This is a genomic window from Streptomyces sp. NPDC001617 (genome assembly GCF_053596855.1).
Map to the genome: position 1 here is coordinate 74,005 of NZ_JBSFHA010000004.1, position 25,017 is coordinate 99,021.

At 71.6% G+C, this 25,017-nt stretch carries 22 protein-coding genes; 13 read left to right on the top strand and 9 right to left on the bottom strand.

The window, feature by feature from the left end; genetic code table 11:
* Positions 1 to 240 precede the first annotated feature (240 nt).
* Together tuf and ACWC09_RS04580 are read left to right on the top strand one after the other, a co-directional pair.
* The gene (gene tuf, locus ACWC09_RS04575) at positions 241 to 1,410 is read left to right on the top strand and encodes an elongation factor Tu (protein WP_450848438.1); all 1,170 of its coding nucleotides are present in this window, start codon (positions 241 to 243) and stop codon (positions 1,408 to 1,410) included.
* A gap of 123 nt (positions 1,411 to 1,533) precedes the next feature.
* Positions 1,534 to 2,379, top strand: coding sequence for a spermidine synthase (locus tag ACWC09_RS04580; RefSeq protein ID WP_450848440.1), 846 nt, complete (start codon positions 1,534 to 1,536; stop codon positions 2,377 to 2,379).
* Here the strand turns inward: ACWC09_RS04580 and ACWC09_RS04585 are convergent.
* The gene (locus ACWC09_RS04585) at positions 2,341 to 3,636 is read right to left on the bottom strand and encodes an MFS transporter (RefSeq protein WP_450848442.1); all 1,296 of its coding nucleotides are present in this window, start codon (positions 3,634 to 3,636) and stop codon (positions 2,341 to 2,343) included. The two genes, ACWC09_RS04580 and ACWC09_RS04585, sit on opposite strands and share 39 nt — an antisense overlap.
* 157 nt (positions 3,637 to 3,793) lie before the next feature.
* Here ACWC09_RS04585 and ACWC09_RS04590 point away from each other — a divergent pair, with 157 nt between their 5' ends.
* Positions 3,794 to 4,231, top strand: coding sequence for a DUF4442 domain-containing protein (locus tag ACWC09_RS04590; protein WP_450848723.1), 438 nt, complete (start codon positions 3,794 to 3,796; stop codon positions 4,229 to 4,231).
* 81 nt (positions 4,232 to 4,312) lie between these two features.
* On the opposite strand, the gene galU is transcribed toward ACWC09_RS04590, so the two are convergent.
* Positions 4,313 to 5,266 carry a UTP--glucose-1-phosphate uridylyltransferase GalU gene (galU, locus tag ACWC09_RS04595; protein WP_450848444.1) on the bottom strand — a complete coding sequence of 318 codons (954 nt, stop codon included), beginning with the start codon at positions 5,264 to 5,266 and terminating at the stop codon, positions 4,313 to 4,315.
* A 373-nt stretch (positions 5,267 to 5,639) separates the two neighbouring features.
* On the opposite strand from galU, the gene ACWC09_RS04600 reads away from it, so the two are divergent.
* The 4 genes from ACWC09_RS04600 (at position 5,640) to ACWC09_RS04615 (ending at position 12,450) form a co-directional block, all read left to right on the top strand.
* Positions 5,640 to 7,421: an RICIN domain-containing protein gene (locus ACWC09_RS04600; RefSeq protein ID WP_450848446.1), complete on the top strand. Its 1,782-nt coding sequence runs from the start codon at positions 5,640 to 5,642 to the stop codon at positions 7,419 to 7,421.
* Between the two features lie 279 nt (positions 7,422 to 7,700).
* Positions 7,701 to 10,166, top strand: a complete 2,466-nt coding sequence (locus ACWC09_RS04605) for a beta-glucosidase (RefSeq protein ID WP_450848447.1) — start codon at positions 7,701 to 7,703, stop codon at positions 10,164 to 10,166.
* The gene (locus ACWC09_RS04610; protein ID WP_450848449.1) at positions 10,163 to 11,722 is read left to right on the top strand and encodes a carboxylesterase/lipase family protein; all 1,560 of its coding nucleotides are present in this window, start codon (positions 10,163 to 10,165) and stop codon (positions 11,720 to 11,722) included. The genes ACWC09_RS04605 and ACWC09_RS04610 overlap by 4 nt, the downstream gene beginning before the upstream one ends.
* Positions 11,723 to 11,808: 86 nt before the next feature.
* On the top strand, positions 11,809 to 12,450 hold the full coding sequence (locus ACWC09_RS04615) for a DedA family protein (RefSeq protein ID WP_450848451.1): 642 nt from the start codon (positions 11,809 to 11,811) through the stop codon (positions 12,448 to 12,450).
* 58 nt (positions 12,451 to 12,508) lie between these two features.
* On the opposite strand, the gene ACWC09_RS04620 is transcribed toward ACWC09_RS04615, so the two are convergent.
* Positions 12,509 to 13,036, bottom strand: coding sequence for a gamma carbonic anhydrase family protein (locus ACWC09_RS04620; RefSeq protein WP_450848453.1), 528 nt, complete (start codon positions 13,034 to 13,036; stop codon positions 12,509 to 12,511).
* A gap of 108 nt (positions 13,037 to 13,144) precedes the next feature.
* On the opposite strand from ACWC09_RS04620, the gene ACWC09_RS04625 reads away from it, so the two are divergent.
* A complete protein-coding gene (locus ACWC09_RS04625) occupies positions 13,145 to 13,909 on the top strand; it encodes an acyltransferase (protein WP_450848454.1) in 765 nt (254 codons plus the stop codon).
* A 13-nt stretch (positions 13,910 to 13,922) separates the two neighbouring features.
* Here the strand turns inward: ACWC09_RS04625 and ACWC09_RS04630 are convergent, their stop codons facing one another.
* On the bottom strand, positions 13,923 to 14,780 hold the full coding sequence (locus ACWC09_RS04630; protein WP_450848456.1) for an EamA family transporter: 858 nt from the start codon (positions 14,778 to 14,780) through the stop codon (positions 13,923 to 13,925).
* Between the two features lie 136 nt (positions 14,781 to 14,916).
* Here ACWC09_RS04630 and ACWC09_RS04635 point away from each other — a divergent pair, with 136 nt between their 5' ends.
* Positions 14,917 to 15,489 carry a helix-turn-helix domain-containing protein gene (locus ACWC09_RS04635; protein WP_450848458.1) on the top strand — a complete coding sequence of 191 codons (573 nt, stop codon included), beginning with the start codon at positions 14,917 to 14,919 and terminating at the stop codon, positions 15,487 to 15,489.
* Between the two features lie 32 nt (positions 15,490 to 15,521).
* A complete protein-coding gene (locus ACWC09_RS04640; RefSeq protein ID WP_450848460.1) occupies positions 15,522 to 16,079 on the top strand; it encodes a YbaK/EbsC family protein in 558 nt (185 codons plus the stop codon).
* Positions 16,080 to 16,083: 4 nt separating this feature from the next.
* Here ACWC09_RS04640 and ACWC09_RS04645 read toward each other — a convergent pair whose 3' ends face one another.
* The 4 genes from ACWC09_RS04645 to ACWC09_RS04660 all read right to left on the bottom strand — a co-directional run bounded on the left by ACWC09_RS04645 (position 16,084) and on the right by ACWC09_RS04660 (position 20,598).
* Positions 16,084 to 17,304 carry a 4-hydroxybenzoate 3-monooxygenase gene (locus ACWC09_RS04645; RefSeq protein ID WP_450848461.1) on the bottom strand — a complete coding sequence of 407 codons (1,221 nt, stop codon included), beginning with the start codon at positions 17,302 to 17,304 and terminating at the stop codon, positions 16,084 to 16,086.
* A gap of 77 nt (positions 17,305 to 17,381) precedes the next feature.
* Positions 17,382 to 19,019: an APC family permease gene (locus ACWC09_RS04650; RefSeq protein WP_450848463.1), complete on the bottom strand. Its 1,638-nt coding sequence runs from the start codon at positions 19,017 to 19,019 to the stop codon at positions 17,382 to 17,384.
* Positions 19,020 to 19,154: 135 nt separating this feature from the next.
* Positions 19,155 to 20,114 (bottom strand): formylglycine-generating enzyme family protein, encoded by a 960-nt coding sequence (locus ACWC09_RS04655; protein WP_450848725.1) that lies wholly within the window; start codon positions 20,112 to 20,114, stop codon positions 19,155 to 19,157.
* 76 nt (positions 20,115 to 20,190) lie between these two features.
* On the bottom strand, positions 20,191 to 20,598 hold the full coding sequence (locus tag ACWC09_RS04660; protein ID WP_450848464.1) for a CoA-binding protein: 408 nt from the start codon (positions 20,596 to 20,598) through the stop codon (positions 20,191 to 20,193).
* A 123-nt stretch (positions 20,599 to 20,721) separates the two neighbouring features.
* Here ACWC09_RS04660 and ACWC09_RS04665 point away from each other — a divergent pair, with 123 nt between their 5' ends.
* The 3 genes from ACWC09_RS04665 to ACWC09_RS04675 all read left to right on the top strand — a co-directional run bounded on the left by ACWC09_RS04665 (position 20,722) and on the right by ACWC09_RS04675 (position 22,894).
* A complete protein-coding gene (locus tag ACWC09_RS04665; protein ID WP_450848466.1) occupies positions 20,722 to 21,054 on the top strand; it encodes a DUF190 domain-containing protein in 333 nt (110 codons plus the stop codon).
* A gap of 524 nt (positions 21,055 to 21,578) precedes the next feature.
* Positions 21,579 to 22,343 (top strand): hypothetical protein, encoded by a 765-nt coding sequence (locus ACWC09_RS04670; protein ID WP_450848467.1) that lies wholly within the window; start codon positions 21,579 to 21,581, stop codon positions 22,341 to 22,343.
* On the top strand, positions 22,340 to 22,894 hold the full coding sequence (locus ACWC09_RS04675) for a SixA phosphatase family protein (RefSeq protein WP_450848469.1): 555 nt from the start codon (positions 22,340 to 22,342) through the stop codon (positions 22,892 to 22,894). Before ACWC09_RS04670 ends, ACWC09_RS04675 begins: the two co-directional genes overlap by 4 nt.
* Before the next feature lies 1 nt (position 22,895).
* On the opposite strand, the gene ACWC09_RS04680 is transcribed toward ACWC09_RS04675, so the two are convergent.
* Positions 22,896 to 24,887, bottom strand: a complete 1,992-nt coding sequence (locus ACWC09_RS04680) for an amino acid transporter (protein WP_450848471.1) — start codon at positions 24,885 to 24,887, stop codon at positions 22,896 to 22,898.
* Positions 24,888 to 25,017 lie beyond the last annotated feature (130 nt).

Sequence of the window (25,017 nt, forward strand, 5' to 3'; positions counted from 1 at the left end):
AACCATTCGACGCCGGGCAGAGCGTCGGCGATGATCGGCGACATGTTCCGGTACGCCTTCGTCCTCGCAGCATCCGCGGTCGCGGATGCACCGAAGGCTGCCGTCCCGATCCTCCTGGCCGCTGTCGACGGCGCCCGAAGCTGACCCTCTCCGGAATGTCCGGCGGACCCCGCGAGGGGAGGGTCGGCGAGTCCTTGGGGTCCCCAGCTCTTCCACACAGAGGCTTCGAGGTACTCAGCCATGCCCAAGACGGCATACGTACGCACCAAACCGCATCTCAACATCGGCACCATGGGCCATGTCGACCACGGCAAGACCACCCTGACCGCCGCCATCACCAAGGTCCTCGCCGAGCGCGGCACCGGCACCTTCGTGCCGTTCGACCGCATCGACCGCGCCCCGGAGGAGGCGGCCCGCGGCATCACCATCAACATCGCGCACGTCGAGTACGAGACGGACACCCGCCACTACGCGCACGTGGACATGCCGGGCCATGCCGACTACGTCAAGAACATGGTCACCGGCGCCGCGCAGCTCGACGGGGCGATCCTCGTCGTCTCGGCGCTCGACGGGATCATGCCGCAGACCGCCGAACACGTCCTGCTCGCCCGGCAGGTGGGCGTCGACCACGTGGTCGTGGCCCTGAACAAGGCCGACGCGGCGGACGAGGAGCTCGTCGAACTGGTCGAGTTGGAGGTCCGTGAGCTGCTCACCGCGCACGGCTACGGCGGCGACGGGGTACCCGTCGTACGGGTCTCCGGGCTGAAGGCCCTGGAGGGCGACCCGCGCTGGACGTCGTCCATCGAGGCGCTGCTCGACGCCGTGGACACGTATGTGCCCATGCCGGAGCGGTACTTGGACGCGCCGTTCCTGCTGCCGGTGGAGAACGTGCTCACCATCACCGGCAGGGGGACCGTGGTGACGGGTGCCGTGGAGCGGGGTGTCGTCCGGGTGGGCGACCGGGTCGAAGTGCTCGGCGCCGAGGTCGAGACCGTGGTCACCGGTCTGGAGACCTTCGGCAAGCCGATGGAGGAGGCGCAGGCCGGGGACAACGTGGCGCTGCTGCTGCGGGGAGTGCCTCGGGACGCGGTCCGGCGCGGGCATGTGGTGGCCGCGCCGGGGAGTGTGGTGCCCAGTCGGCGGTTCTCGGCGCAGGTGTATGTGTTGTCGGCGCGTGAGGGCGGTCGTACGACGGCCGTGGTCTCCGGCTATCGGCCGCAGTTCTACATCCGGACCGCGGATGTGGTCGGTGACGTGGACCTCGGTGAGGTGGGGGTCGTGCGGCCCGGGGAGACGGTGATGATGACCGTTGAGCTGGGGCGTGACGTTCCCTTGGAGCCGGGGCTCGGGTTCGCCATCCGTGAGGGCGGTCGGACCGTGGGGGCGGGGACTGTCACGGCCCTTGTGTGAGGGGGGCTCAGGTGCGTGGGGGACTGCGGGTCCGTTGTGGCCGGTCGCGCCCACGCGGCGGAGCCGCACATCGATGCGGCCCCGCGCCCCCTGGGCGGCACTGCGGTGCCCCACAATGGAGTCGTGACCGAGCCCATACCCGTGACCCGTGACGTCGACCACGGCACCGCCAAGCTGATGCCCGACGTCGACCGCAAGCGGGCCTGGCTGCTCACGGTCGACGGGGCGCCGCAGTCGTACGTCGATCTGGACGAGCCGGCGTATCTGGAGTTCGAGTACGCGCGGCGGCTCGGGCATGTGCTGGACATCGTCGACGAGCCGGGGCGGGCGTTGGACGCGCTGCATCTCGGTGGTGGTGCGCTCACGCTCCCCCGGTACCTCGCGGTGACCCGGCCCGGGTCCCGGCAGGACGTCGTCGAGGCCGACCGGGGACTGCTGGAGCTGGTCGTGGAGCAGCTGCCGCTGCCGGACGGCTCCGGTATCGCGCTGCACACCGCCGACGCCCGTGCCTGGCTGGAAGCCGCCCCCTCCGACTCCGCGGACGTGGTCGTCGCCGACGTCTTCGGCGGGTCCCGGGTCCCGGCCCACCTCACCTCCCTCGACTACGCCCGTGAGGCGGGACGGGTGCTGCGTGAGAACGGCGTCTATCTGGCCAACCTGGCGGATGCCGCGCCCTTCGGCTTCCTTCGCTCCCAACTCGCCACGTTCGCGGAGGAGTTCGAGGAGCTGGTGCTGATCGCCGAGCCGGCGGTGCTGCGGGGGCGGCGGTTCGGCAACGCCGTCCTGGTCGCCTCGCACCACCCGGTCGACACGGCCGCCCTGGCCCGGCTCACCGCCGCGGACGCCTTTCCCGCCCGGGTCGAACACGGCCAAGACATACGGGAGTTCATCGGCGGCGCGCGACCCGTCCGGGACGAGGACGCCGTACCGTCACCCGAGCCCCCCGACGGGGCGTTCGGCATCGGCTGAGCGGCTCGCCACGGCCACTTCCTCGGTACGACGGCGCAGGTTGCGTACGTCCGGCACGCTCAGCACCGCCGCCGTCACCACCACGACCAGCGCCGAACAGCCCCACAGGGACGCCGTCCGCCCGAACGCCTCCTCGGCGGGGCCCGCCAATGCCGTGGCGAGCGGCATCAGGGCGATCGACCCGAACCAGTCGTAGGCCGAGATCCGCGAGAGCTTCTCCTCGGGTATCTCCTGATGCAACGCGGTCATCCAACTCACCCCGAACACCTCCACCAGCGTCCCGGCCAGGAGCATCACCGCGCACAGGACGCCGAGGTGCACCGGCACGGCGAGTGCGGCCGACGGGAGGGCCATCGGGAAGACGCACAGGGTGCCCGCGAGGAGCAGGCGGTGTGGTTTCCAGCGGGTCATCAGGAGGGCGCCGGCCACCGTGCCCGCGCCGAAGAAGCCGAGGGCCAGGCCCCAGGGGCCGGCGCCGCCCAGGGCGTCGCGGGCGACCAGCGGGCCGTAGACCGCGTCGGCGGCGCCGAGCACCGCGTTGGCGATCGAGAACTGCACGACGATACCCCACAGCCAGGGCCGCCCCCGGAACTCACGCCAGCCCTCGCGCAGGTCGGCGAGCATCCCGCCGCCCGGTTCGCGCGGCGGGACGTGGCTCACGTCGAGGAAGGCCCGCAGCGCGCCGGCGATCGCGAAGGCCGCCGCGTCCGCCCCGAGCACCCAGCCCGGCCCGACCGCGGCGACCATCGCGCCGCCGAGCGCGGCCCCGCCGAGGGCCGCCCCCTGTGTCGCCATCCGGAACATGGCGAAGGCACGGCCGGCGTGCTCCCCTCGGACCGACGACATCAGCATGCCCTCGGCCGCCGGGCTGAAGAACGCCTGGCCGGTGCCGCCGAGCGCGGTCAGCAGCATCATCTGCCACAGCTGCGGATGCCCGGCGAGCACGAGTGCGGCGAAGGCCGCCTGGGACAGGCAGTTGAGGGCGTTGGCCGCCACCATCACGCGGTGGCGGGGCAGTCGGTCCGCGACCGCGCCGCCGATCAGCAGGAACACCACCAGCGGCAGCGTGCGGGAGGCGGCCACCAGACCCACGTCACCGCCGTCGCCGCCCGCCTCCAGTACGGCGAACGCCGAGGCGATCAGGGCGCCGTTCGCGCCGAGGCCGGTGATCACCGCCGCGGTGGTCAGGAGGCCGTAGTTGCGGCCCGTCCAGGCGGGGCGGCCGCGGTGCTCGGAGGAGTCGGCGGGGGACGTCACCGGACGACTGTCCCCGGCGGCACAGTCGCCTGCCAAACCGTTTCCGCGCCATGCTCATGACTCGTTCCGAGCCAGGCCCGTGATCCTGCCGACACCGCACGGATCTGGCCACTCGCGGCTACTCGTGGGTAACATTCCCGTCATGAGCGCAGACCAGATGTCCATCGGCGAGATGCTCGCCGCCACCGTGCCGATGGCCCGGACCATGAAGCTCGAGTTCGTGGAGACCACGCCGGAGAAGACCGTGGTGACCCTGCCGGACCAGGGCGAGTTCCACAACCACGTCGGCGGGCCGCACGCCGGTGCGTTGTTCACGCTCGGGGAGACCGCGAGCGGCACGATCGTGCTGGCCGCGTTCGGGGAGCAGCTCTCGCGGGCCGTGCCGCTCGCCGTGCGCGCCGAGATCGCGTACAAGAAGCTGGCGATGGGGCCCGTCACGGCCACCGCGACCCTCGGTCGCCCGGTCGCCGATGTCGTCGCGGAGCTGGACGCGGGGGAACGCCCCGAGTTCCCGGTGGCGATCGAGATCCGTCGTGGGGACGGTGCCGTCACCGGCGAGATGACCGTCGTATGGACGCTGCGGCCCAACGGCTGAGCGGCGATCGAGCGTGGGGGCCCGGGGGTCGTCGTCGCCCCTCGGGCCCTTGCCGTGCCGTCGGTCGGCGAGGCCGTGTCGTCAGGCGGCGAATCGCCGGCGGGAGCTGTCCGCGCCGCCCTCCAGTCCCGCGACGAACTCCTTGAGCCACGACACGAATTCGGGGCCGAGGTCGTCGCGGTCGCAGGCCAGCCGGACGACGGTGCGCAGATAGTCGGCCTTGTCGCCGGTGTCGTAGCGCAGGCCGTCGAAGACGACGCCGTGCACCGTGCCGCCCGCGGCCAGTTCCTGGAGGGCGTCGGTCAGCTGGATCTCGCCGCCGCGGCCCGGCGGGGTGCGCTCGAGAGCGTCGAAGACGGCCGGGTCCAGGACGTAGCGGCCGATGACGGCGTAGGCGCTGGGCGCGTCCTGGCGCGAGGGCTTCTCGACCATGCCGGTGACCCGCACCACGTCGTCCTCGCCGGTCGCCTCGACGGCCGCGCAGCCGTAGAGGTGGATCTGCTCCGGCGGCACCTCCATGAGGGCGACGACACTGCCCGCGTACTGGTCGCGGACGTCCAGCATCCGGCTGAGCAGTGTCTCGCGCGGGTCGATCAGGTCGTCGCCGAGCAGGACGGCGAAGGGCTGGTCGCCGACGTGGCGGCGGGCGCACAGGACGGCGTGGCCGAGGCCGAGGGGCTCGCCCTGGCGGATGTGGTGGATGTTGGCCAGCCGGGCCGGGTCGCGTACCGCGTCCAGGCGTACGGCGTCTCCCTTCGCGGCGAGTGCCTGCTCCAGTTCGAAGGCGTTGTCGAAGTGGTCCTCGATGGCCCGCTTGTGCCGGCCGGTGACCATGAGGACGTCGTCCAGACCGGCCGCGGCGGCCTCCTCGACGACGTACTGGATGGCCGGCTTGTCGACGACCGGCAGCATCTCCTTGGGCGTCGCCTTGGTCGCGGGCAGGAAGCGGGTGCCGAGGCCGGCGGCCGGGACGACGGCCTTGGTGACCGTGCGGGTGGTGGGGACGGGGGCGCTCGAAGAGTGGGGGGCGATCATGCGGCCCATGCTGACCCGCGGGGATGAGAGCTTCCCGAGAGGAACTTCGGAGATTCCTGTGCGTCCGGCGACGGGCACCAGAAGTTGGAGATTTCGTGTGCCAACCACCTTTGCGCGCACACAAGTTGAGGCCTCTCGACCGCTGATTTTCGAATACCGGTGCGGATACCGCCGGTAACTTATCTGAAGTTTCCCCGTTTTGAACTTGGGTCACTCGAACTCCTTGTTTCCTGTGCGCCAATTGTGCGAAAGTGAGCGGCCCCATAGCGGCCGAGATCTGGCACCGCATAGGTACGCACCAATCAGGCACCTGCTTTCCGGTGGACGCGCGTATTCCGCATGTGATCCTGCGGCTTGGAAGGAATTTGGTTCTGTGCCATCCCCCTACCCCCCACGTCCGCCGTACCCGCCGCGTCCCGGATCCGGGCCGGCCGAGTCCGACCGCAATCTCGTCGCGCAGCTGGGTCAGGGTGCGGCGGGAGTCCGGGCGGGCGCCCTGCTGCCGGCCCGGCACTGGCGGGCGACATGCGAGTACGCCGCCATCTGCCTGGCGACCACCGAGAGTGCTGCGTCGATGGTCGCGGCCGCCGCCTTCCACCGGGTGCTCGACCGGCCGACCGGCGGAGCCCTGCGGCCACAGCTCCTCATGGCCGTACGGGACACGGTCAAGGAGTGGGCGGCCGACGACCGTATATCCCTCGTGCTGCCGGAACTCCGCAAACCGACCGGCGGTCGCGGGCTGCGGGCCGCACGCTCCGTGACGCCCGAAAGGCGGCAGCTCGCCGAGCGCGCATTCCGCGCCCTTCCGGGAGCCTCACAATGCCTGCTCTGGCACGCTGAGGTCGAGGCCGAACCCATAACCATACCCGCCGGTCTGTTGGGGGTGGACGCGCCCACCGCGGCGGCCGCCCTTGAACAGGCGCGCGAGCAATTCCGGCAGGGCTGCGTACGCGCCCACCGGGAACTCGCACCCGGCAAGGAATGCCGCTTCTACAACCGCCTCCTCGACGTCCCGATCCGCAGAGGCGGCGCCCTGCTCCCGGATGTCCAGCAGCATCTGACGGAGTGCCGTTACTGCCGGCACGCCGCCGAGCAGCTCAGCCATTTCGAGGGCGGCCTCGGGGTGCTCCTCGCCGAGACCGTGCTCGGCTGGGGCGCCCAGCGCTACCTCGACTCCCGCCCCGGACGCGGCGGGGGCCGGGCGGTACGGCCCGGACAGGGCGGCACCCGCTTCACCGGCACCGGCCGTCATCGCCCCGTCCCCTCGGGCAGACGGGCCAAGGTCGTCGCCGTGGGCGTCGGCGTCACCGCCCTCGCTCTTCTCGCGACGGTCCTCGTGACCAAGGGGTGGTCCGATGACAACGGTGTCCCGGCCCCGCACGCCACCTGGGGCGCACCGAGCGGCAGCACCCTCGCCCCCGCGAAGCCCGTCGGCGGGACCGAGTCCGCCGGCTCACCGTCGCCCGCCTCGGCCCCAGGCCCCGTCGAGGTCGGCCGCGGCAGGCTCCGCAACCCGCACGCCGGCCTCTGCCTCGACGTCGAGGGCGGCCGGGCGGTGTCCGGGGCCCGGGCCCTGCTGGCGGCCTGCTCCGCAGCCGGGTCCCAGCAGTGGTCGTACCAGGACGACGGCCTGCTCCGCAGCGGCGTCGACCCGACCCTGTGTCTGGACTCCGACGCCGGCAAGCACGTGGTGATCCTGGCCGGTTGTGTCGTACACGCGGGGGAGGTGCGCTACGACCTCACCGTGCGCGGCGAGTTGCTGCTGCGCGGCGGGAAGGGGCTGCTCGTCGCCCCCGGGAAGAAGCGGGCCGTCGTCGTCACCGAGCGGGACGGGGCGGCCGGGCAGCGCTGGGTGCTCGAAGTGGGCGGCGGCGCGGAGAGCGCGGAGCGGGAAGGCGCACCACAGGGGAGTGCGCCTTCCGGGCAGCCGGGCCCTCGGCAGAGTGTCCCTCGGCCGCCCGGCGCTGCCGAGCCGCCGAGGGGCAAGCCCGAGAAGCCGAAGGAGCGCGGACAGGGCGAGCGGTACGGGACCCGGATGGCCCAGGTCGGCCACGAGACCCGGCCGACCCCGCTCGACGAGGTGGGGACCGTCCCCGCCGGCGTACGGGACACGGTCTCCTCCGTCACGGCGCCACTCACCGCCCTGCTTCACTGAGGTCCGGACCGCCGATGGGGCCGCCCTACACCGAGGGCGGCCCCGTCTTCGTTTCTTGTCGGCGTTTCCACCGTTTCCTGTTCGCATGATTGACACGAGTCACCTCCGGTCATAGTTTTCCCGCCGCGTCGGTGATGTCCAACGGGTCGTCAAGTGCCTTCTGGCGCAGGAGCGTTCAGAAGCCGAACACAACACCCGCGGCGCCGTCGCACGCTCCCCCCGAGGGGGGCACCCAGCGGTTCACATCGTCGTGCCCGCACACCGAAGGAGTGACGGCTCATGTCCGACACTGTCTCCCGGCGATCCGCCCTGCGCCTCATGGGCGGCGCGATCGCCGTCGCCACGGCGGCCACCGGCGGTCTCACGCCTCCCGCGTCCGCGCAGGCAAGACCGGAGGCGGGGGCCGGCCCCCGCGTGGAAGGCCTCATCGCCCACCTCACCCTCGACGAGAAGATCTCCCTCCTGCACGGTGCCACCGACCCCGCCTCGCTCGGCCAGGCCGGCTACGTCCCCGGAGTGAAACGCCTCGGCATCCCGCCCCTGCGCCTGACCGACGGCCCGGCAGGCGTCCGCGTCACCGCGCACGCCACCGCCCTGCCCGCCCCCGTCCTGCTCGCCTCCGCCTTCGACCCGTCTCTCGCCCGCCGCTACGGCCAGGTGGTCGGCCGCGAGGGCCGGGCCCTCGGCCAGGACGTCCTGCTCTCCCCGATGGTCAACCTCATCCGCACCCCGTACGCGGGCCGCAACTTCGAGACCTTCAGCGAGGATCCGCTGCTCGCCTCGCAGCTGGTCGCCGCGGAGATCGGCGGCATCCAGGGCGAGCACCTCATCGCGACCGTCAAGCACTACGCGATGAACAACCAGGAGCAGGACCGCATGTCCATCGACGTGCTCGTCGACGAACAGACCATGCACGAGATCGAGTTGCGCGGCTTCGAGGCGGCCGTCGACGCCGGCACCGGCGCGGTCATGGGCGCCTACAACAAGGTCAACTCCACCTTCGCCTGCGAGAACAAGACGCTGCTCACCGACATCCTGCGCGACCGGTGGGGCTTCGAGGGCTGGGTGATGACCGACTGGTTCGCCGCCCACAGCACGGTCGCCGCTCTCACCGCCGGCCTCGACATGGAGATGCCCGACGGCACCTACTTCGGCACGGCGCTCAAGACGGCCGTGCAGAACGGCAGTGTGGCCGAGCGCTATGTCGACCGCGCCGTGCGCCGCATCCTCGCGGTCATGGACCGCTTCGGCCTGCTCGACGGGACCATCCCGGCACGCCCCACCCGTGACGCGGCGGCCGGCGCGGCCGTCGCCCTGGAGGTCGCCAAGGCGGGCGCCACGCTCCTGCGCAACGAACACCGCACGCTCCCGCTGTCCCCGGGCGGCTCGGTCGCGGTGATCGGCCCGACCGGCAGCCTGCCCTTCGTCAGCGGCGGCGGCAGCGCGCACGTGGTGCCCGACCACGCGGACAGCCCCCTCGACGCCATCAAGTCCCGTGCCGCGAAGGTCACTTACGCCCTCGGCGAGGACCTGTTCGGCAAGGCGATCCCGGCCTCCGCGCTCAGCCCCGCCTTCGACAGCGAGGGCCAGCAGGTCGGCGTCGGCAAGATCTGGACGTACGACGGGACGCTCACCGTCTCCGACGCCGACGAGTGGACCTTCGTGCTGCACTTCTCCTCCGCGCCCACGGCACGCCCCAAGGTCCTGCTGGACGGCACCGAACTGTTCCCGCAGGCCGCCGGATACGGCGAGTACTTCTCGGGTGGGCTGGTCTCGACCGCCCCGGACGGACTGTCCGTCCGCCGCAAGACCCTGACCCTCGCCAAGGGCGCCCACACCCTCAAGATCACCGCGCAGGGAGGAGCCTCCGGTCTGCTGTTCCGCCTGCGGCGGATCACCGGCACGACCCGCGCCCAGGACGTCGCCGAGGCCGTCAAGGCCGCGCAGGTCGCCCGTGACGTCGTCCTGTTCGCCTATGAGGACGCCACCGAGGGCCTCGACCGCACCACCCTCGCCCTACCCGGCCACCAGGAGCAGCTGATCGAGGCGGTCACGGCGGCCAACCCGCGCACCACCGTCGTCCTCAACACCTCGTCCTCGACGTCGATGCCGTGGCTCGGGCGCACCGGCGCCGTGCTCCAGATGTACTACCCGGGCCAGGAGGGCGCGGCCGCCACCGCAGCCGTCCTGTACGGCGAGTGCGACCCCGGCGGCCGCCTCACGCAGTCCTTCCCGGTCGACGACCACCACCATCCCGTCGCCGACAACCCCCGCCGCTACCCGGGAGTCGACGGCACCGAGGAGTACTCGGAGGGCATCCACGTCGGCTACCGCTGGTACGACACGGAAGGCGTGCGCCCGCTGTTCCCCTTCGGCCACGGGCTGTCGTACACCTCCTTCGTCTACGAGGACGTGCGGGCGCGCCCGACCCGACACGGCCTGGAGGTGTCCTTCGGCGTGCGCAACACCGGACGGCGTACGGGAGTCGCGGTCCCGCAGGTCTACGTCGGGCGCTCACCCGACCTGGGACTCGACCAGGCGGTGCGCGTGTTGGGCGGCTACCAGCGGCTGTCGCTGCGGGCGGGCGAGCGACGCCGGGTCACCGTGGAAGTCGCCGCACGCACATTGTCCTCATGGGACCCGAAGCGTCACGATTGGGTGCTCGGGACCGGTCGGCGCACTGCGTGGGTCGGGGCGTCCTCACATGATCTGCGGCTGCGGGCAAGCGTGGAGGTGGGCAAGTGATACGACACGTCACCATCGCCCTGACGGCCCTCGCGGCCGCACTCCTCGCCCCCGTCCCGGCGGCGCAGGCGGCAACCCGGGCCCACGACCCCGTCGTTCGCACCGACGCCGGCCTGGTGCATGGTGAAACCACCGCCGAGGGACGGCAGTTCCTCGGCATCCCGTACGCCGAGCCGCCGGTCGGCGGCCTCCGCTGGCGCGCTCCGCGGCCCGTCCGCCCCTGGAGCGGGGTGCGATCGGCGCAGGGCTTCGGCAACAAGTGTGTACAGACATCGAGTTGGGATCCCGGATACGACCAGCCGTCGTACACCGAGGACTGCCTCGACGTGAACGTGTACGTCCCCTCCGGATCCGAACGGCGCGCGGTCCTGGTCTGGTTCCACGGCGGAGGCCTCACCGCGGGCGCCGGACAGGACGTCGTCCCCGACACCTTCGCGCGCCGGACCGGAACGGTCGTCGTAACCGTCAACTACCGCCTGGGCGCGATGGGTTTCCTCGCCGAGGCGGGCCTCGACCGCGAGGCGCGCGACGGGGTCTCGGGCAACTTCGGCATGCTCGACCAGCAGGCCGCGCTGCGCTGGGTGCGGGCCAACATAGGCCGCTTCGGCGGCGATCCGGGCCGCGTCACCATCGCCGGCGAGTCCGCGGGCGGCCGCTCGGTCTGTACCCAGCTGGCCTCCCCGACGGCGAAGGGTCTGTTCCGGGCGGGCGTCATCGAGAGCGGGGCGTACGACGACTGTGGCGCACGTGCGCACGCCGACGCGGTGGCCGAAGGAGCCGACTTCGCCAGGAAGCTCGGCTGTACGACGGTCGCCTGTCTGCGCGGCAAGTCGGCGCGCGAAATCCTCGACGCCCAGGGCGACTTCGACTGGGGCCCGGTGGCGGGCGGCGCGTTCCTGCCGGTGCAGCCGGAGCAGGCGATGGCGAAGGGGACCGCGTCCCGGGTGCCGGTGATCAACGGTTCGAACAAGGACGAGGGCAGGCTGTTCGCCTTCAGCGACTTCGATCTGAACGGCACGCCGGTCACGGCCGAGCAGTACCCCGACCTGATGCGCCAGAACTTCGGCGAGGAGGCGCTGCGGCGCTACCCGCTGTCGGACTACTCCACGCCGACGATCGCCTACGCCACCGCACTGGGCGACGTGGTGTTCAGCTGCCCGGCCCTGCGGCTGGACGGCCTGCTGGCCGCCCGCGGCCCGGTCTACTCGTACGAGTTCGCGGACCGCACCTCGCCGCCCTTCGCGTCCCTGCGCAACCTGCACACGGACTTCGACTTCGGCGCGACCCATGTGAACGAGATCCAGTACCTCTTCAAGCACTTCGGTCTGCAGAGCCCGTTCGACGCGGAGCAGAGGACGCTGTCGCGGCAGATGATCGACTACTGGGGGTCCTTCGTACGAGACGGTGTCCCGCGGGCCGCGGGACAACCCTCCATGCCCACGGGCCCGGGCGTGATCCTCTCCCTGAAGACCGCGTCCAAGGGAGGAAACACCCTCAGCGCCACGGTGCACCAGGAGCACCGGTGCGACCTCTGGGACAGCCCCGCGAGCGGCTGACCCGGTAGGCTTCCCGGCGTGCGCCCCCGTGCGGCGCACGCCGGGAACACGGAGAACCAAGGGTCACGAACCGGGAGGAATCGGCGTTGCACGTCCAGGAGTGGCTCGACACGGTGCCCGCGGCAGCCGTCTACGCCGTGGTGGCGCTGGTCATCGGTCTGGAGAGCCTGGGCATCCCGCTGCCGGGCGAGATCGTCCTGGTCTCGGCGGCCCTGCTGTCCTCCCAGCACTCCGGAATCAACCCGATCGTCCTCGGCGCGTGCGCGACCGCCGGCGCCGTCGTCGGCGACTCCATCGGCTACGCGATCGGGCGCAAGGGCGGCCGTCCACTGCTGGCCTGGCTGGGCCGGAAGTTCCCGAGACACTTCAGCGAGGGCCACGTCGCCACGGCGGAGAAGTCCTTCGAGAAGTGGGGCATGTGGGCGGTCTTCTTCGGCCGCTTCATCGCCCTGCTGCGGATCTTCGCGGGACCCCTCGCGGGCGTGCTCCACATGCCGTACTGGAAGTTCCTGATCGCCAACGTCCTCGGCGGCATCTGCTGGGCGGGCGGCACCACCGCGGTCATCTACTACGTCGGCATCGTCGCCGAGGACTGGCTGAAGCGGTTCTCGTACGTGGGGCTGGCGGCGGCGGTGCTGGTCGGCCTGACGTCGATGCTGATCATCAGGCGCAAGGCGAAGAAGGCGCAGGTCGCTTCGCGGGAGCCGGAGAAGGTTGCGGCCGAGTAGTGCGGCGCGGGTCGTCCGTGGCTGGTCGCGTGGTTCCCCGAGCCCGCAGGGGTTTGCGCTACTCGTGGATTTCGGTGTGCGCCTTTGCCAGATCCGCGTAGAGCGTGCCGTTCAGGGTGACCCCTTGCCGCTCCTCCTCCGTCAGCTCTCGCTTCACCTTCGCCGGTACCCCCGCCACCAACGACCCCGGCGGCACCCGCATCCCCTGCGGCACCAGGGCCTGCGCGGCGACCAGTGACCCCGCCCCGATCACCGCGCCGTTCAACACGGTCGCCCCCATCCCGATGAGGCAGTCGTCCTCGACGGTCGCCCCATGGACCACCGCGTTGTGCCCCACCGACACCCGCTCCCCGATGCTCACGGGAAAGCCGGGGTCGGCATGCAGGGTGCAGTTGTCCTGGATGTTGGCCTGTGCCCCGACGAAGATCCGCTCGACGTCACCCCGCAGCACCGCCCCGTACCAGACGCTCGCTCCGGCCTCCACTGTCACGTCCCCGATCACCGACGCCGTGGGCGCCACGAACGACTCCCCGGCGATCTTCGGCTCCCGCCCGCCGATCCCCGTGATCAACGCCTTCTGCGTCATCGCCCTCTCCTCGCTGTGGACACACTCCGCACCGTACGCCACCCGGTAGGGCGAAGATCACAACCCCTCGACCTCATATACGAACCGAACGCTCAGTACGGTGACACCGTGCCGAAGCGCAAGAACACGTTCTCATCCTGGTCGCGCGGCCTCGCGCAGCGCGCCGTCCACGCGGGCTGGGCCTGGGTGCAGCGCACGGGCTCGGTGACGGCCGACAACCCCGGCCGCTTCCGCTTCGGCTCGATCGGCGACGCCACCCGCCTGGCGTTCCCGCTGGGCACCGTCTTCGGTGAACCCTGGATCCACCTCGGCTCCCACTGCATCGTCGGCGAACAGGTCACCCTCACCGCCGGCCTCATGCCCGACCTCGACCTCGGCCCCGAACCGATCCTCCGCATCGGCGACGGTGTCGTCCTGGGCCGCGGCAGCCACGTCATCGCCGACACGACGGTGACGATCGGCAGCGACTGCTACTTCGGGCCGTACGTCTACGTCACCTCCACGAACCACTCCTACGACGATCCGCACGAGCCCATCGGCAAGCAGTGGCCGCGCATGGAGCCCGTGGAGATCGGCCCGGGCTGCTGGATCGGCACGGGTGCCGTGATCCTGCCGGGGGCGAGGATCGGGCGGAACGTGGTCGTGGCCGCGGGGGCGGTCGTACGAGGTGTGGTGCCGGACCATGCCGTGGTCGCGGGCGCGCCCGCCCGGGTCGTACGGCGCTGGACGGCCGGCGAGGGCTGGCAGCCGCCGCTCAGGACGCCCGCACCGGTGCCGATACCCGACGGGACCACGCCCGAACAGCTGTGGGCACTCTCGAAGTTGGACGAGGAGACGGTGGCGAAGCTCGCGGAGCTGGAGGCCGAGGCCTGACCGGCGTCGCGGCTCAGCCCGTCGCCAGCAGCAGCGTGCCGACCAGGGCGAGGCCCGCGCCCGCCGCCTGGATCCCTCTGAGGCGTTCCCGCAGGACCCCGCGGGCGGCCAGCGCCGTCACCACCGGGTAGAGCGAGGCGAGCACGGCGGCGACCGTGACCGGGCCGTGCTGGGCGGCGACCGAGTAGGTGCCGTTGGCCGCCACGTCCGCGAGGCCGACGAAGGCCAGGGCCGGCAGGGAGGCCCAGGGGAAGCCGCCCTCGGGGAGGGCGCGCGTGCCCCGCTTCACGGACGCGCACAGGGCGATGCCGCCCGCGGCCACGTTCGTCAGCCGCTGGACGAAGAGGGCGAGGAACAGACCGCCGGCCGTCGTGGAGGCTTCCGCGATCAGTGCGAACACGGTGCCGAAGCCGAGCGCTGCGACGAGGGTGAGCAGGATGGCCCGGCGCTGCACGGCGGCACCTCCCAGCTGCGGGCCGCCCGCGAGCACCACACCGGTGACGGCGACCGCGATCCCCAGGGCCTGCGTCAGGCCGGGACGCTCGCCGAGGAAGAGGCCCACGCCCACCGGGACCGCCACGCTCAGCGTCGCGAGCGGGGAGACGACGCCCATCGGGCCCAGCGCGAGCGCCTTGTAGAACGAGATCATCGCCACCGGCCCCGCCAGGCCCGCCGCGAACGCGAACCACAGCCGCGGACCGGCCTCGCTCCAGCCGCCGGTGGCCGCCACGATCACGCCGAGCACCGCCGCCGCGATCGTCTGCGAGACGACGACCACCGTGAGTGCCGGGGTACGCCGGGTCAGCAGTCCGCCGCCGAAGTCGGCCAGGCCCCACAACAGGCTGGTGGCCAGGGCGAAGAGTGCTGTCACGGCTTTCCTCGCAGTACAGTTCGGTGAACGATCGGGTCCACCCCACGGTAGTTCAGTGAAGTGAACCCTGTCATCCAAAATAATGCCCTCATCGGGCCTCTGTTCGCCCTCGTGGAACACGGATATTGGACGGAACGTGTCGGACCTCGACCTGCTGACCCAGTCCCTGGCGCGCAACGTCAAGCACTGGCGCGCGGTACGCGGCTTCACCCTGGACGTGCTCGCCGCCCGTGCCGGGGTCAGCCGGGGCATGCTCATCCAGATCGAGCAGGCCCGCACCAATCCGAGCCTCGGCACCGTGATCAAGATCGGCGACGCCCTCGGGGTCAGCATCACGACCCTGCTCGACTACGAGCAGGGTCCGAAGGTGCGGGTCGTCCCGGCCGACCAGACCGTACGGCTGTGGCACACCGAGGCGGGCAGCTACAGCCGGATCCTCGCCGGCACGGAGGCGCCCGGTCCGCTGGAGATGTGGCAGTGGCGGCTCGCGCCGGGCGAGAGCAGCAGGTCCGACCCGCACCCGGTCGGCACGGTCGAGATCCTGCACGTCACCGAGGGCGAACTCACCCTCACCGTCGAGGGAGTGCCGTACGGCGTCCCGGCCGGGTCCAGCGTCACCTTCGAGGCGAACGCCGAGCACTCGTACGCCAATGAGGGCGGAGTCCCGACGGAATGGGTGCTGGCCGTATCGGTCCCGCCCGCGCGCTGAGGCGGCCTGGGCCGTCCTGTTAGCGTGCGGCCATGCGCGCACCCATCGGACACTTCGACACCGCCCTCCCCGCTCCCGACGCCCTCGACGAGCTGATCGGCCCGGTCGCCGACGCCGTACGCCACTGGACCGGCAGCGTTCCCGCCGAGCAGATCGTCTGGGTCGACACCGACCCGCAGTGGGCCGACACCGCCGTCTTCGTGCAACACTACGGGCAGGAGCTGCTCGAGCAGTCGGCGAACTGCGTGGTGGTGGCGGGCAAGCGCGGCGGCGAGACGACGCTGGCCGCGTGTCTCGTCCTGTCCACCACCCGGGTCGACGTCAACGGCGCGGTGCGCCGCCAACTCGGCGCCCGCAAGGCCTCGTTCGCCTCCATGGACACGGCGACGGGGGAGACCGGCATGGAGTACGGCGGCATCACCCCGGTCGGACTCCCCGCCAGCTGGCCGGTGTTGGTGGACTCGGCCGTGGTCGACCTGCCGTACGTCCTGGTGGGCAGCGGACGACGGCGCGGCAAGCTGCTGGTGCCGGGCAAGGCGTTCGCCGAGCTGCCGGGTGCGGTGGTGCTGGAGGGGCTGGGCGTGGCCTGACCGGTCAGGGCGTCGGGCCGGTGCCGAGGTACTGCGCGGCGAACGCGGCCGCAGCGGAGGGGGATGCGAAGAGACGGCGCAGCCGGGCCAGTGTGGTGCCCGCACGGTACGCGTCGCCCGACGAGGTGCCGTGGTACACCTCCGACAGCCACTGCGAGAACTCCTGGTAGTCCCAGACGCGGTCGAGGCAGGCCTGCGAGTAGCCGTTCAGACCGGCGGGTTCGCCCTTGACGAGGTGGTCGACGAGCCCGTCGCCCAGCAGGAACGCGTCGTGCAGGGCGAGGTTCATGCCCTTCGCGGCGATGGGAGCGATGAGGTGGGCCGCGTCCCCGGCGAGGAAGAGGCGGCCGAACACCATGGGTTCGACGACGTAGTTGTGCATGTCGAGGACGCGCTTCTCGATCAGTCGGCCCTCGGTGAGCGGCGGCCGGTCGTCGGCGCCGAGGCGCTCCTGGAGCTCGGCCCAGACCCGCTCGTGCGGCCAGTTCTCCGGGTCGTCGCCGGGTGGGCATTCCAGGTAGTAGCGGGTGACCTCGGGGCTGCGGGCCATGTGCCCGGCGAAACCCCGCGGATGGATGCCGAACACCACGCAGTCGCTCGACGGCGGCGCCTCGGCGAGCAGCGCCAGCCAGCCGATGCCGTAGTCCTGCCGGGCGATCCGCGCACTCTGTGGCAGCACGGTCCGGGTCACCCCGCGTGCCCCGTCGCAGCCGGCCACGAACTCGCACCGCACGAGCTCCCGCTCACCGGTCTCCGGGTCGGTGTACGACACCGCCGGGTGGTCCGAGTCCAGCCCGTGCAGCTGGACGTCCCGCACACCGAACCGTATGGCCCCACCGCGCACGTCCGCGTACTCGCGCACGAGGTCCGTCACCAGCAACGGCTGTGGATAGACGAAGTGGTGATGGCCCGTCAGCTCGTGGTACGCGAGCCGGTGGCGCCGGTTGTCGAAGCGGAACTCGCACTCGGTGTGCAGCTGCGCCCGCTCCAACAGGTGGTCCGCCAGGCCGCGTTGCTCAAGACCCCGTACGGCCCATTCCTCCAGGACTCCGGCCCGGGGGTGCTGCTCGATGAACTCACGCGTCTCCACCTCCAGGACCAGACAGTCGACCGCGGCGGCCCGCAGGATGTTGCCGATGGTCAGACCGGCGGGCCCGGCGCCCATGATGACGACCGGAAAGCGCTGCGGGGACGGGGAGTTGGCGTGGGGGGTCGCGGAAGTCACCCGAGCATTATGACGGTGGCCCGTCAGCCACGGCAGGGCAGCCGCGGCCGACGGGCCCGTACGACAGAGGCGGTCGGTCAGTGCGCGGGGGCGTCGGTGACCACGACCTCCTCGATGCTGCGCTCGATGTCCGCGGCGGTGGAGGCGCTCGCCCGCGCCCAGTAGTAGATGCCCAGCGAGAAGGCCGCGATGACCAGCATGTCCCACCACAGGGGGAGGTTGCCCAGGCCGCCGAAGGTGCCCTGGGAGGAGATCACGCCTATGCCCAGCAGATAGACGGGCAGCCACTGGGCGGCCTTGAAGTCCATCCGGGGCGCGTCGGGCTGGTTGGTGGCGTTGGCCCACCAGGCGTAGCCGCCCAGGAGCAGATAGCCGAGGACGACCGCGATGCCGAGCCGCCACAGGATGTCCCAGCCGGCCCAGTAGATGATCAGGTTGGCCACGATGAAGGACACCGGGGAGATCACCTTGCCGGCGGGCAGCCGGTAGGGCCGCTCATGGTTCGGCAACTTGTCGACGAAGACGCCGTACGCCAGCGGCGCGCCCGCGTACATCAGGACGCTCGCGGAGGTGATGAAGCCGACCAGCTCCTGCCAGCTCGGGAAGGGCAGGAAGCAGACCACGCCGGTCACGAAGGACATGATCAGACCGAACCACGGCACGCCCCGGGAGTCGGTGCGGGCGAAGATCTTCGGCGCGTAGCCGTTCTTCGCCAGACCGTAGGAGATGCGGGAGGTGGCGGTGGTGTAGATCAGGCCGGTGCCGCCGGGGGAGATGATGGCGTCGGCGTAGAGGACGAAGGCCAGCCAGCCCAGACCCACCAGGGTCGCGAGGCCCGCCCACGGGCCGCTGATGCCGACGTAGTCGAGCTTGGCCCAGCCCTTGGCGAAGCTGCTGTGCGGCAGCGCGGCGATGAACACGACCTGCAGCAGGATGTAGATGACGGCGCCGATCGCGACCGAGCCGAGGGTCGCCCGGGGCAGGTCCTTCTTCGGGTTGCGGCTCTCGCCCGCCAGCTGGATCGCCTGCTCGAAGCCCAGCAGCGCGAAGATGATGCCGCTCGAACTGATGGCGCTGAGGACACCCTTGGCGCCGAACGGGGCGAAGCCCTCCGAGGTGAAGTTGGACCCGTGGAAGTTGCCGACGGCGATGATGAAGATCGCGGCCAGCGGCACGGCGATCTTCCACCAGGTGGCGGCGCTGTTGGTGTGCGCGAGGATCCGCACACCGAAGAAGTTGACCGTGACGAAGACGGCCATGAGGAGGACGGCGACGGTGATGCCGGAGGCCGTCAGGGTCTGGTCCTTGTGCTGGAGACCCTGCGCCCAGTGCCAGTGACCGGCGTAGCCGATCATCGCCTCGACCTCGATCGGCGCCACGGTCGCCGCCTGCAGCCAGGAGAACCAGCCGAAGGAGAGACCGGCGAGACCGCCGAAGGCGTAGTGCGGGTAGCGGGCCGTGCCGCCGGCCACCGGGAACATGCCACCGAGCTCTGCGTGCACCAGGGCCAGCAGGACGATGGCCACCGTGCCGATCACCCACGAGATGATCGCCGCGGGACCGGCCACGCCGACCGCCTTCTCGGCGCCGTAGAGCCAGCCGGAGCCGATGATGGAGCCGACGGAGGCCCACATCAGACCGATCAGTCCTACGTCACGCCTGAGGCCACCGGAGCCCCTGGTGTCCTGCAATGAGGCCTGCTCGACGCTCACCATATTTTCAGAGACCTCTCACAATATGAATAGCTGTTTTCAGTCCGTGCGACGTCGCAGATTAGGAATCATTGAGGGGGGAGCAGAAGACCCATGGTGAAGTTTTGACCAAAGCTCGAGCTGATCCTGTACAACTGTTCAGAGGCTCTGTACACAGCGGAAACCGGTGTGACCACTGGAACTGTCCACGGTGTTCGCGCTGCGTGCGGCCACGCGGTAGCGGTTGCAGTAGGAGCGGTGGCACAGGTGGGAGCCGCCGCGGATCACCTTCGCGCTGCCGGAGGCGGGGCCGGTGGGGTTGGGCAGGGGGCGGGCGGTGCCGTGGTCGGTGGTCCACCAGTCGGCGCACCACTCCCACACGTTGCCCGAGGTGTTGTACAGCCCGAAGCCGTTGGGCTCGAAGGCGTCGACCGGAGCGGTGCCGCGGTGGCCGTCGGCGGCGGTGTTCTTGGTGGGGAAGGTGCCGCGCCAGATGTTGCAGCGGTAGGTGCCGTCCGGGTCGAGCTCGTCGCCCCACGGGTACCGCTTGCGCTCCAGACCGCCGCGGGCCGCGTACTCCCACTCGGCCTCGGTCGGCAGCCGCTTGCCGGCCCAGGCGGCGTAGGCGGCCGCGTCGTTCCAGGACACGTGCACCACCGGATGGCCGCCCCGGCCCTCAAGCGTGCTGCCAGGTCCCTCGGGGTGTTCCCAGCTCGCGCCCGCGACCCCGCACCACCAAGGCGTGGCCTCGGGGCGCGGAGCACCTCGTCGCAGCGTGCCGGGCAGAAAGCCGGCGAAGACGTACGACCACCCGAGCCGCTCGGCGTCCGTGACATGCCCGGTGTCGCCCACGAAGGCGGCGAACAGCTCGTTCGTCACGGCACAGGCATCGATGCGGAAGGGCTCCAACCGCACCGCCCGCACGGGCCCTTCACCGTCGGCCGGGAACCCCTCGCTGTCCTCCGAGCCCATCAGGAACTCGCCGCCGGGCAGCAACACCATGCCGTCGGAACTCGCCGCCCGACGCTTCACGGCCGGCGGCGACGCGATCCGCAGCGGTTCGGCGGAGCCGCCGCCCGGCGGCATGCAGCAGGGGGCGGGCGAACCGGGCTCGTGCATCGGGTGTTCCTCGGGTGCGGACGACATGGGGCGGACCCCATGTGTACGACACGGTCCTGTGACGGGGTGCCCCCGGCTAGCCGAGCTTCGGTATCTCGATCGCGGGGCAGCGGTCCATCACCATCTCCAGGCCCGCCGCGCGCGTACGCTCGTACGCCGCCTCGTCGATCACGTCCAGCTGGAACCAGACGGCCTTCGCCCCCTTCGCGACCGCCTCGTCGGCGACCGGCCCGGCGAGGTCGCTGTTGACGAACACATCCACGACGTCGACGTCGAAGGGGATGTCGGCGAGGGAGGCGTACCCCTGCTCGCCGTGCACGGTCTCGGCCTTGGGGTGGACCGGCACGACACGCTTGCCGTAGCGCTGGAGCACCTGTGCGACGCCGTACGCGGCCCGCCGGCGGTTGGACGAGAGGCCCACCACCGCCCAGGTGTCGCCGAGTTCGGTGAGGATCTTGCGGACCGTTGCCTCGTCGCCGTACACCGTGGCCTCCCTGCGCCTCGTGGAAGTGCTGCCGACTGCCACAACGGCCGAGAGCCCGCGAGGATTCCCCGCCACCCGGCGGCGCAGTACCGTCTGGACAGTCCGCGCGGCAGGGGGTGGCCGATGCCCGGGTACGACATGCTCGCCGCACGTCTGACCATCCATCTGGACGCGGGCGTCGTCTGGCACCACCGCCCTGCCTACGCCGAACTCGTCCACCGCGCACACCGCGAGGGCCTGGTCGGCGCGAGCGTCTTCCGAGGCGTCACCGGCTTCGGCTCCGGCGACCCCAAGCCGCCCGCCCTCGGCCCGAAGGGCCCCTGCGCCGTGATCATCGTGGACGAGGAACCCCGCCTGAGGGACTTCCTGCCGCATGTGGCGGACGTCCTGGGGGAGACCTCCGCGGTGGCGGTGCTGGACCGGGTGCGGATCCATGCGCCGGGCGTGCGTGAGTGAAGGGCGGAGAGGGGAGGGCGGGCGCCGCATGGGTGGGGGTGCGTCGTGCGGGTGCGGTACGCGCGGGGGCGCCGCGGGTGCGGGATGGCGCCTGGATGAGCGCGCGGGCGTCGACAGAGGTGCCCGACTCGCTGCGGGCCCGTGGCGATGGCCCCGGCCCCTTGCGGCAGGGCCTGGACGCGTGCGCGGCTCTCGAACCGCCGCGGTGGCGGCACGCGCGCGTCGGCGTCGGCTCCTCGTAGCGGCCGCCTTACGCGCGTGCCGTGCGCTCCCGCCGTCCAGGGGCAGCGCGACGGCGAGGACGGGCCGTGCGGGCCGGCCCGCGTCGACGTGCACATCCGCGTGCCCCGCGCGTCCGCCGATTGCGGCCGGCGCAGTGGCGAGGGCGACCCGCACCACCCGGCCCGGTGTATCTGCACGCGCGCGTGCCGCGCACATGCGCCTCGCCCGGTCGCCGTGCACGCACCCGGAAGTCACCTCCATACCTTGTTGAATCGTGACGCCGTGTCCGGATTCCGTGCCGGATGCCTGCGCCGGGGCGTCGGCCCGCCTACGCTCACTCCGTGCTACGCATCACCGACGCCCGAACCGGCCAGTCCGTCGACGCCGCCCCGGCCCGCCGGGGGCTCACCCGCATCGAGGTCCATGTGGCCGGGTTCGACCCAGGCTCCCTGCGGGTGCTGCTCGTCGCCGACATGCTCGTGCGTGCCCTGGAGCTCGGCGGCACCCCGGTGTGGGGCGTGCTGACCAGTGGGCGGCAACGGGCGGAACTCCAGGCCGGGGCCGCCGCCCTCGGCATCCGGCCCTTCGAGGACAGCCGGGACGTCGGGTCCGGGCTCGGGGAGGCACAGGTCATCCATGTGGTGGAGGAGGGCGGCGCGACCCCCGACGGTGTGCGCATCGCCGTGGCCCCGGTCGACCCCGGGACGCCGAGCACGCCGGAGGACACGGACCCGGCCGCCCTGCGCCTCGCCCTGCTCGGCCAGCCCCGCACCGCACCGGCGCGGCTCGACGCCGCCGCCCTGAGCGAGGCCCACGCCACCCTCGCCCGCTGGCGGGCCGCTGTCGCCGCCTGGGCACGGCAGCCGTCCCGGCCCATCCCCGACGAGGCCCGCGCCCGCCTCCGTGCCGCCTGGGAGGACGACCTGGACATCCCCGCCGTACTCAACGCCCTGACCTGGGTGGAGACTTCGGCCGACCTGCCGGAGGGCGCCCGTTTCGAGACGTACGCCTACGCCGACCGGCTCCTCGGCCTCGAACTCACCCGCGACCTCGGATCCCCGGCATGACCGCCCGCATGGGAGCGGGTCCGCTGCGCTGCCTGGTCGTCCTGCGGCACGCCAAGTCCGCCTGGCCGGTGGGCGTCCCGGACCACGAACGCCCGCTCGCGCCACGCGGGCGCCGTGACGCCCCGGAGGCCGGCCGCGCCCTCGCCGAGAACGACTGCCTGCCCGACCTCGCCCTGTGCTCCACCGCCGTACGCGCGCGGCAGACCTGGGAGCTGGCCGCGGCCCAGTGGGGCACCCCGCCGCCGGTGCGCCGCGACCCGAGGCTGTACGCCGCCGATGTGCCCGACCTGCTGGAGGCCGTGCACGAGGTGCCACCCGAGGTCGAGACGCTGCTGCTCGTCGGGCACAACCCCGGCCTGGAGGAACTCGTCCTCGAACTCGCCGGGGACAGCCTCGACGACGCGCTGGACGAGGTGCGGGTGAAGTTCCCGACCTCGGCGATCGCCGTACTGGCCTGGCACGGCACCGGGTGGCAAGGGCTCGCCCCCGGCACGGCGCTCCTGACGAGCGTGATCGTGCCGAGGGGCAAAAAGGACCACAAGAAGGGCTGAGTCAGCCCACGTGCACGCGTGGCCGTCGTTCCGGGTCCGGCTCGGCGCGCCGCAGCACCTCGCGGGTGACCGGCGCGACTTCACCGTCCCCGAACACCAGGAAGCGGATCAGATGGCCGACGGGATTGCCCTCGGTCCAGCTGAAGTAGGCGTTCGGCACCTTGCCGGTACGGTCGCGCAGGTCCAGCAGAACAGCGGCGATGGTGTTCGGCACGGTCGGCCCCTGCACCCGCAGCCGGCGCACCCCGTGCTTCTCGTCGCCGTGCACGGTGATGTCCGAGGTGAAGTCCGAGGAGTCGCGGACGAAGACCTCCAGGAACAGCAGGGGGCTGTCCTCCGGGATGTGCGTGTGGGCCCGCTGGTCGTACTCCTTGGCGCGGTACTCCTTCGTGCTGTGCTCCTGCGGCTCGTTGGCGATCAGCCGCAGCGCCCCGCTGCTCGCGGCCTCCGTCACGAAGCGCACCGCCGTCTCGTCCAACGTCACCTCGGCGGCCCGCAGTTCGAACGCCCGCCGCACACGCGAGCCGAACGACGTCACCAGGATCGCCACGATGAAGATCGCCGCGATCTTGATGCCGTCGGGCCGCTCCAGGACGTTCGCCACCGTGGTGTACGCGAACACCGCGGTGATCGCCCCGAAGCCGACCGCCGCGGCCCGGTGGCCCCGCCTGTGCACGGCCACCGTCGAGGCGAACGACGCGGACAGCATGAGCACCAGCACACCGGTCGCGTACGCCCCGCTCTGCGCGTCCACGCTCGCGTCGAACCACAGCGTGATGCCGACCGCGGCCACCATGAAGACGAGCACCAGGGGGCGTACGGCCCGCGTCCACTCGGGCGCCATGCCGTAGCGCGGCAGATAGCGCGGTACGAGGTTGAGCAGACCGGCGAGCGCGGAGGCGCCCGCGAACCACAGGATGGCGATCGTCGAGACGTCGTACACCGTGCCGAAGGCCTCGCCAAGATGCTGGTGCGCGAGGTAGGCGAGCGCGCGCCCGTTCGCCGGGCCGCCGCTCTTGAACGCGTCCTGCGGGATCAGGATCGTCGTCGCGAGGCTGGAGAGCAGCAGGAAGAAGCTCATGATCACGGCGGCCGTGGTGAGCAGCCTGCGGGTCTCCCGGATACGGCCCGTCGGCTTCGCGTACGTGTCCGACTCGTCGCCCTCGACCTGTGGCATCACCGCCACACCGGTCTCGAAGCCGGACATGCCGAGCGCCAGCTTCGGGAACACCAGCAGCGCCACGCCGACCATCGCGAGCGGCGAGGAGTGTTCGGCCGTCAGCGCGTCGGTCCAGTCGCCGATCTTCACCGGGTGGCTGAGCACTTCCCAGGCGGACACGGCGAGCACGACGACATTGAGGGTCAGATACGCCCCCACCAGGACCACGGCGATCCCGATGGCCTCCCGGAACCCCTTCAGGAACACCGCACCGAGCGCACCGACGAGGGCGAGGGTGATCCAGAGGTTCCCGCCCTCAAGCCAGTGCGGGGCGAAAGGGTTCTCCACGACATGCGCGGCGGCGTCCGCGGCCGACAGGGTGATGGTGATCAGGAAGTCGGTGGCCGCGAACCCGAGCAGCACCAGGACGAAGATCTTCCCCGACCACCACGACAGCAGCCGCTCCAGCATGGCGATCGAGCCCTCGCCGTGCGGGCTCTCGTGCGCCACCCGGCGGTAGACCGGCAGCGCGCCGAGCAGGGTCAGCGCGATCAGCACCAGGGTCGCGACGGGAGAGAGCAGACCGGCGGCGAGCGCCGCGATGCCCGGCTGGTAGCCGAGGGTGGAGAAGTAGTCGACACCCGTGAGGCACATCACCCGCCACCACTTGTGGCCCTTGTGTTCGGCCTGCGGCGCGGCATGCGGTCCCGGATGCCGCGCCGACTGCTCGCTCAGGCCTTCCAGCAGCCACGCCCGGAAACGGGCCTTGGCAGGAGAGTGCTCGATATCGCCGGGGCCGGTCGTGCCCGGGCTCTCCACCTCGGTGCCGGTCATGCGGTGATCTCCCTGAGGACGTCATGGCCGTGGGGCCGTGCGGACAGCGTGGTGCGGACAACGAGGAGCGAGTATCCATGACATCCTCACCCGCACCACCGGCGGGGGGCGACCCCACAAGGGGGCCGCA

Coding starts and splice junctions, on each gene's coding strand:
- tuf (WP_450848438.1), top strand. CDS start 241: ATGCCCAAGACGGCATACGTACGCACCAAACCGCATCTCAACATCGGC.
- ACWC09_RS04590 (WP_450848723.1), top strand. CDS start 3,794: ATGTCCATCGGCGAGATGCTCGCCGCCACCGTGCCGATGGCCCGGACC.
- galU (WP_450848444.1), bottom strand. CDS start 5,266: ATGATCGCCCCCCACTCTTCGAGCGCCCCCGTCCCCACCACCCGCACG.
- ACWC09_RS04605 (WP_450848447.1), top strand. CDS start 7,701: ATGTCCGACACTGTCTCCCGGCGATCCGCCCTGCGCCTCATGGGCGGC.
- ACWC09_RS04620 (WP_450848453.1), bottom strand. CDS start 13,036: ATGACGCAGAAGGCGTTGATCACGGGGATCGGCGGGCGGGAGCCGAAG.
- ACWC09_RS04640 (WP_450848460.1), top strand. CDS start 15,522: ATGCGCGCACCCATCGGACACTTCGACACCGCCCTCCCCGCTCCCGAC.
- ACWC09_RS04650 (WP_450848463.1), bottom strand. CDS start 19,019: ATGGTGAGCGTCGAGCAGGCCTCATTGCAGGACACCAGGGGCTCCGGT.
- ACWC09_RS04655 (WP_450848725.1), bottom strand. CDS start 20,114: ATGCACGAGCCCGGTTCGCCCGCCCCCTGCTGCATGCCGCCGGGCGGC.
- ACWC09_RS04665 (WP_450848466.1), top strand. CDS start 20,722: ATGCCCGGGTACGACATGCTCGCCGCACGTCTGACCATCCATCTGGAC.
- ACWC09_RS04670 (WP_450848467.1), top strand. CDS start 21,579: ATGCCTGCGCCGGGGCGTCGGCCCGCCTACGCTCACTCCGTGCTACGC.
- ACWC09_RS04675 (WP_450848469.1), top strand. CDS start 22,340: ATGACCGCCCGCATGGGAGCGGGTCCGCTGCGCTGCCTGGTCGTCCTG.
- ACWC09_RS04680 (WP_450848471.1), bottom strand. CDS start 24,887: ATGACCGGCACCGAGGTGGAGAGCCCGGGCACGACCGGCCCCGGCGAT.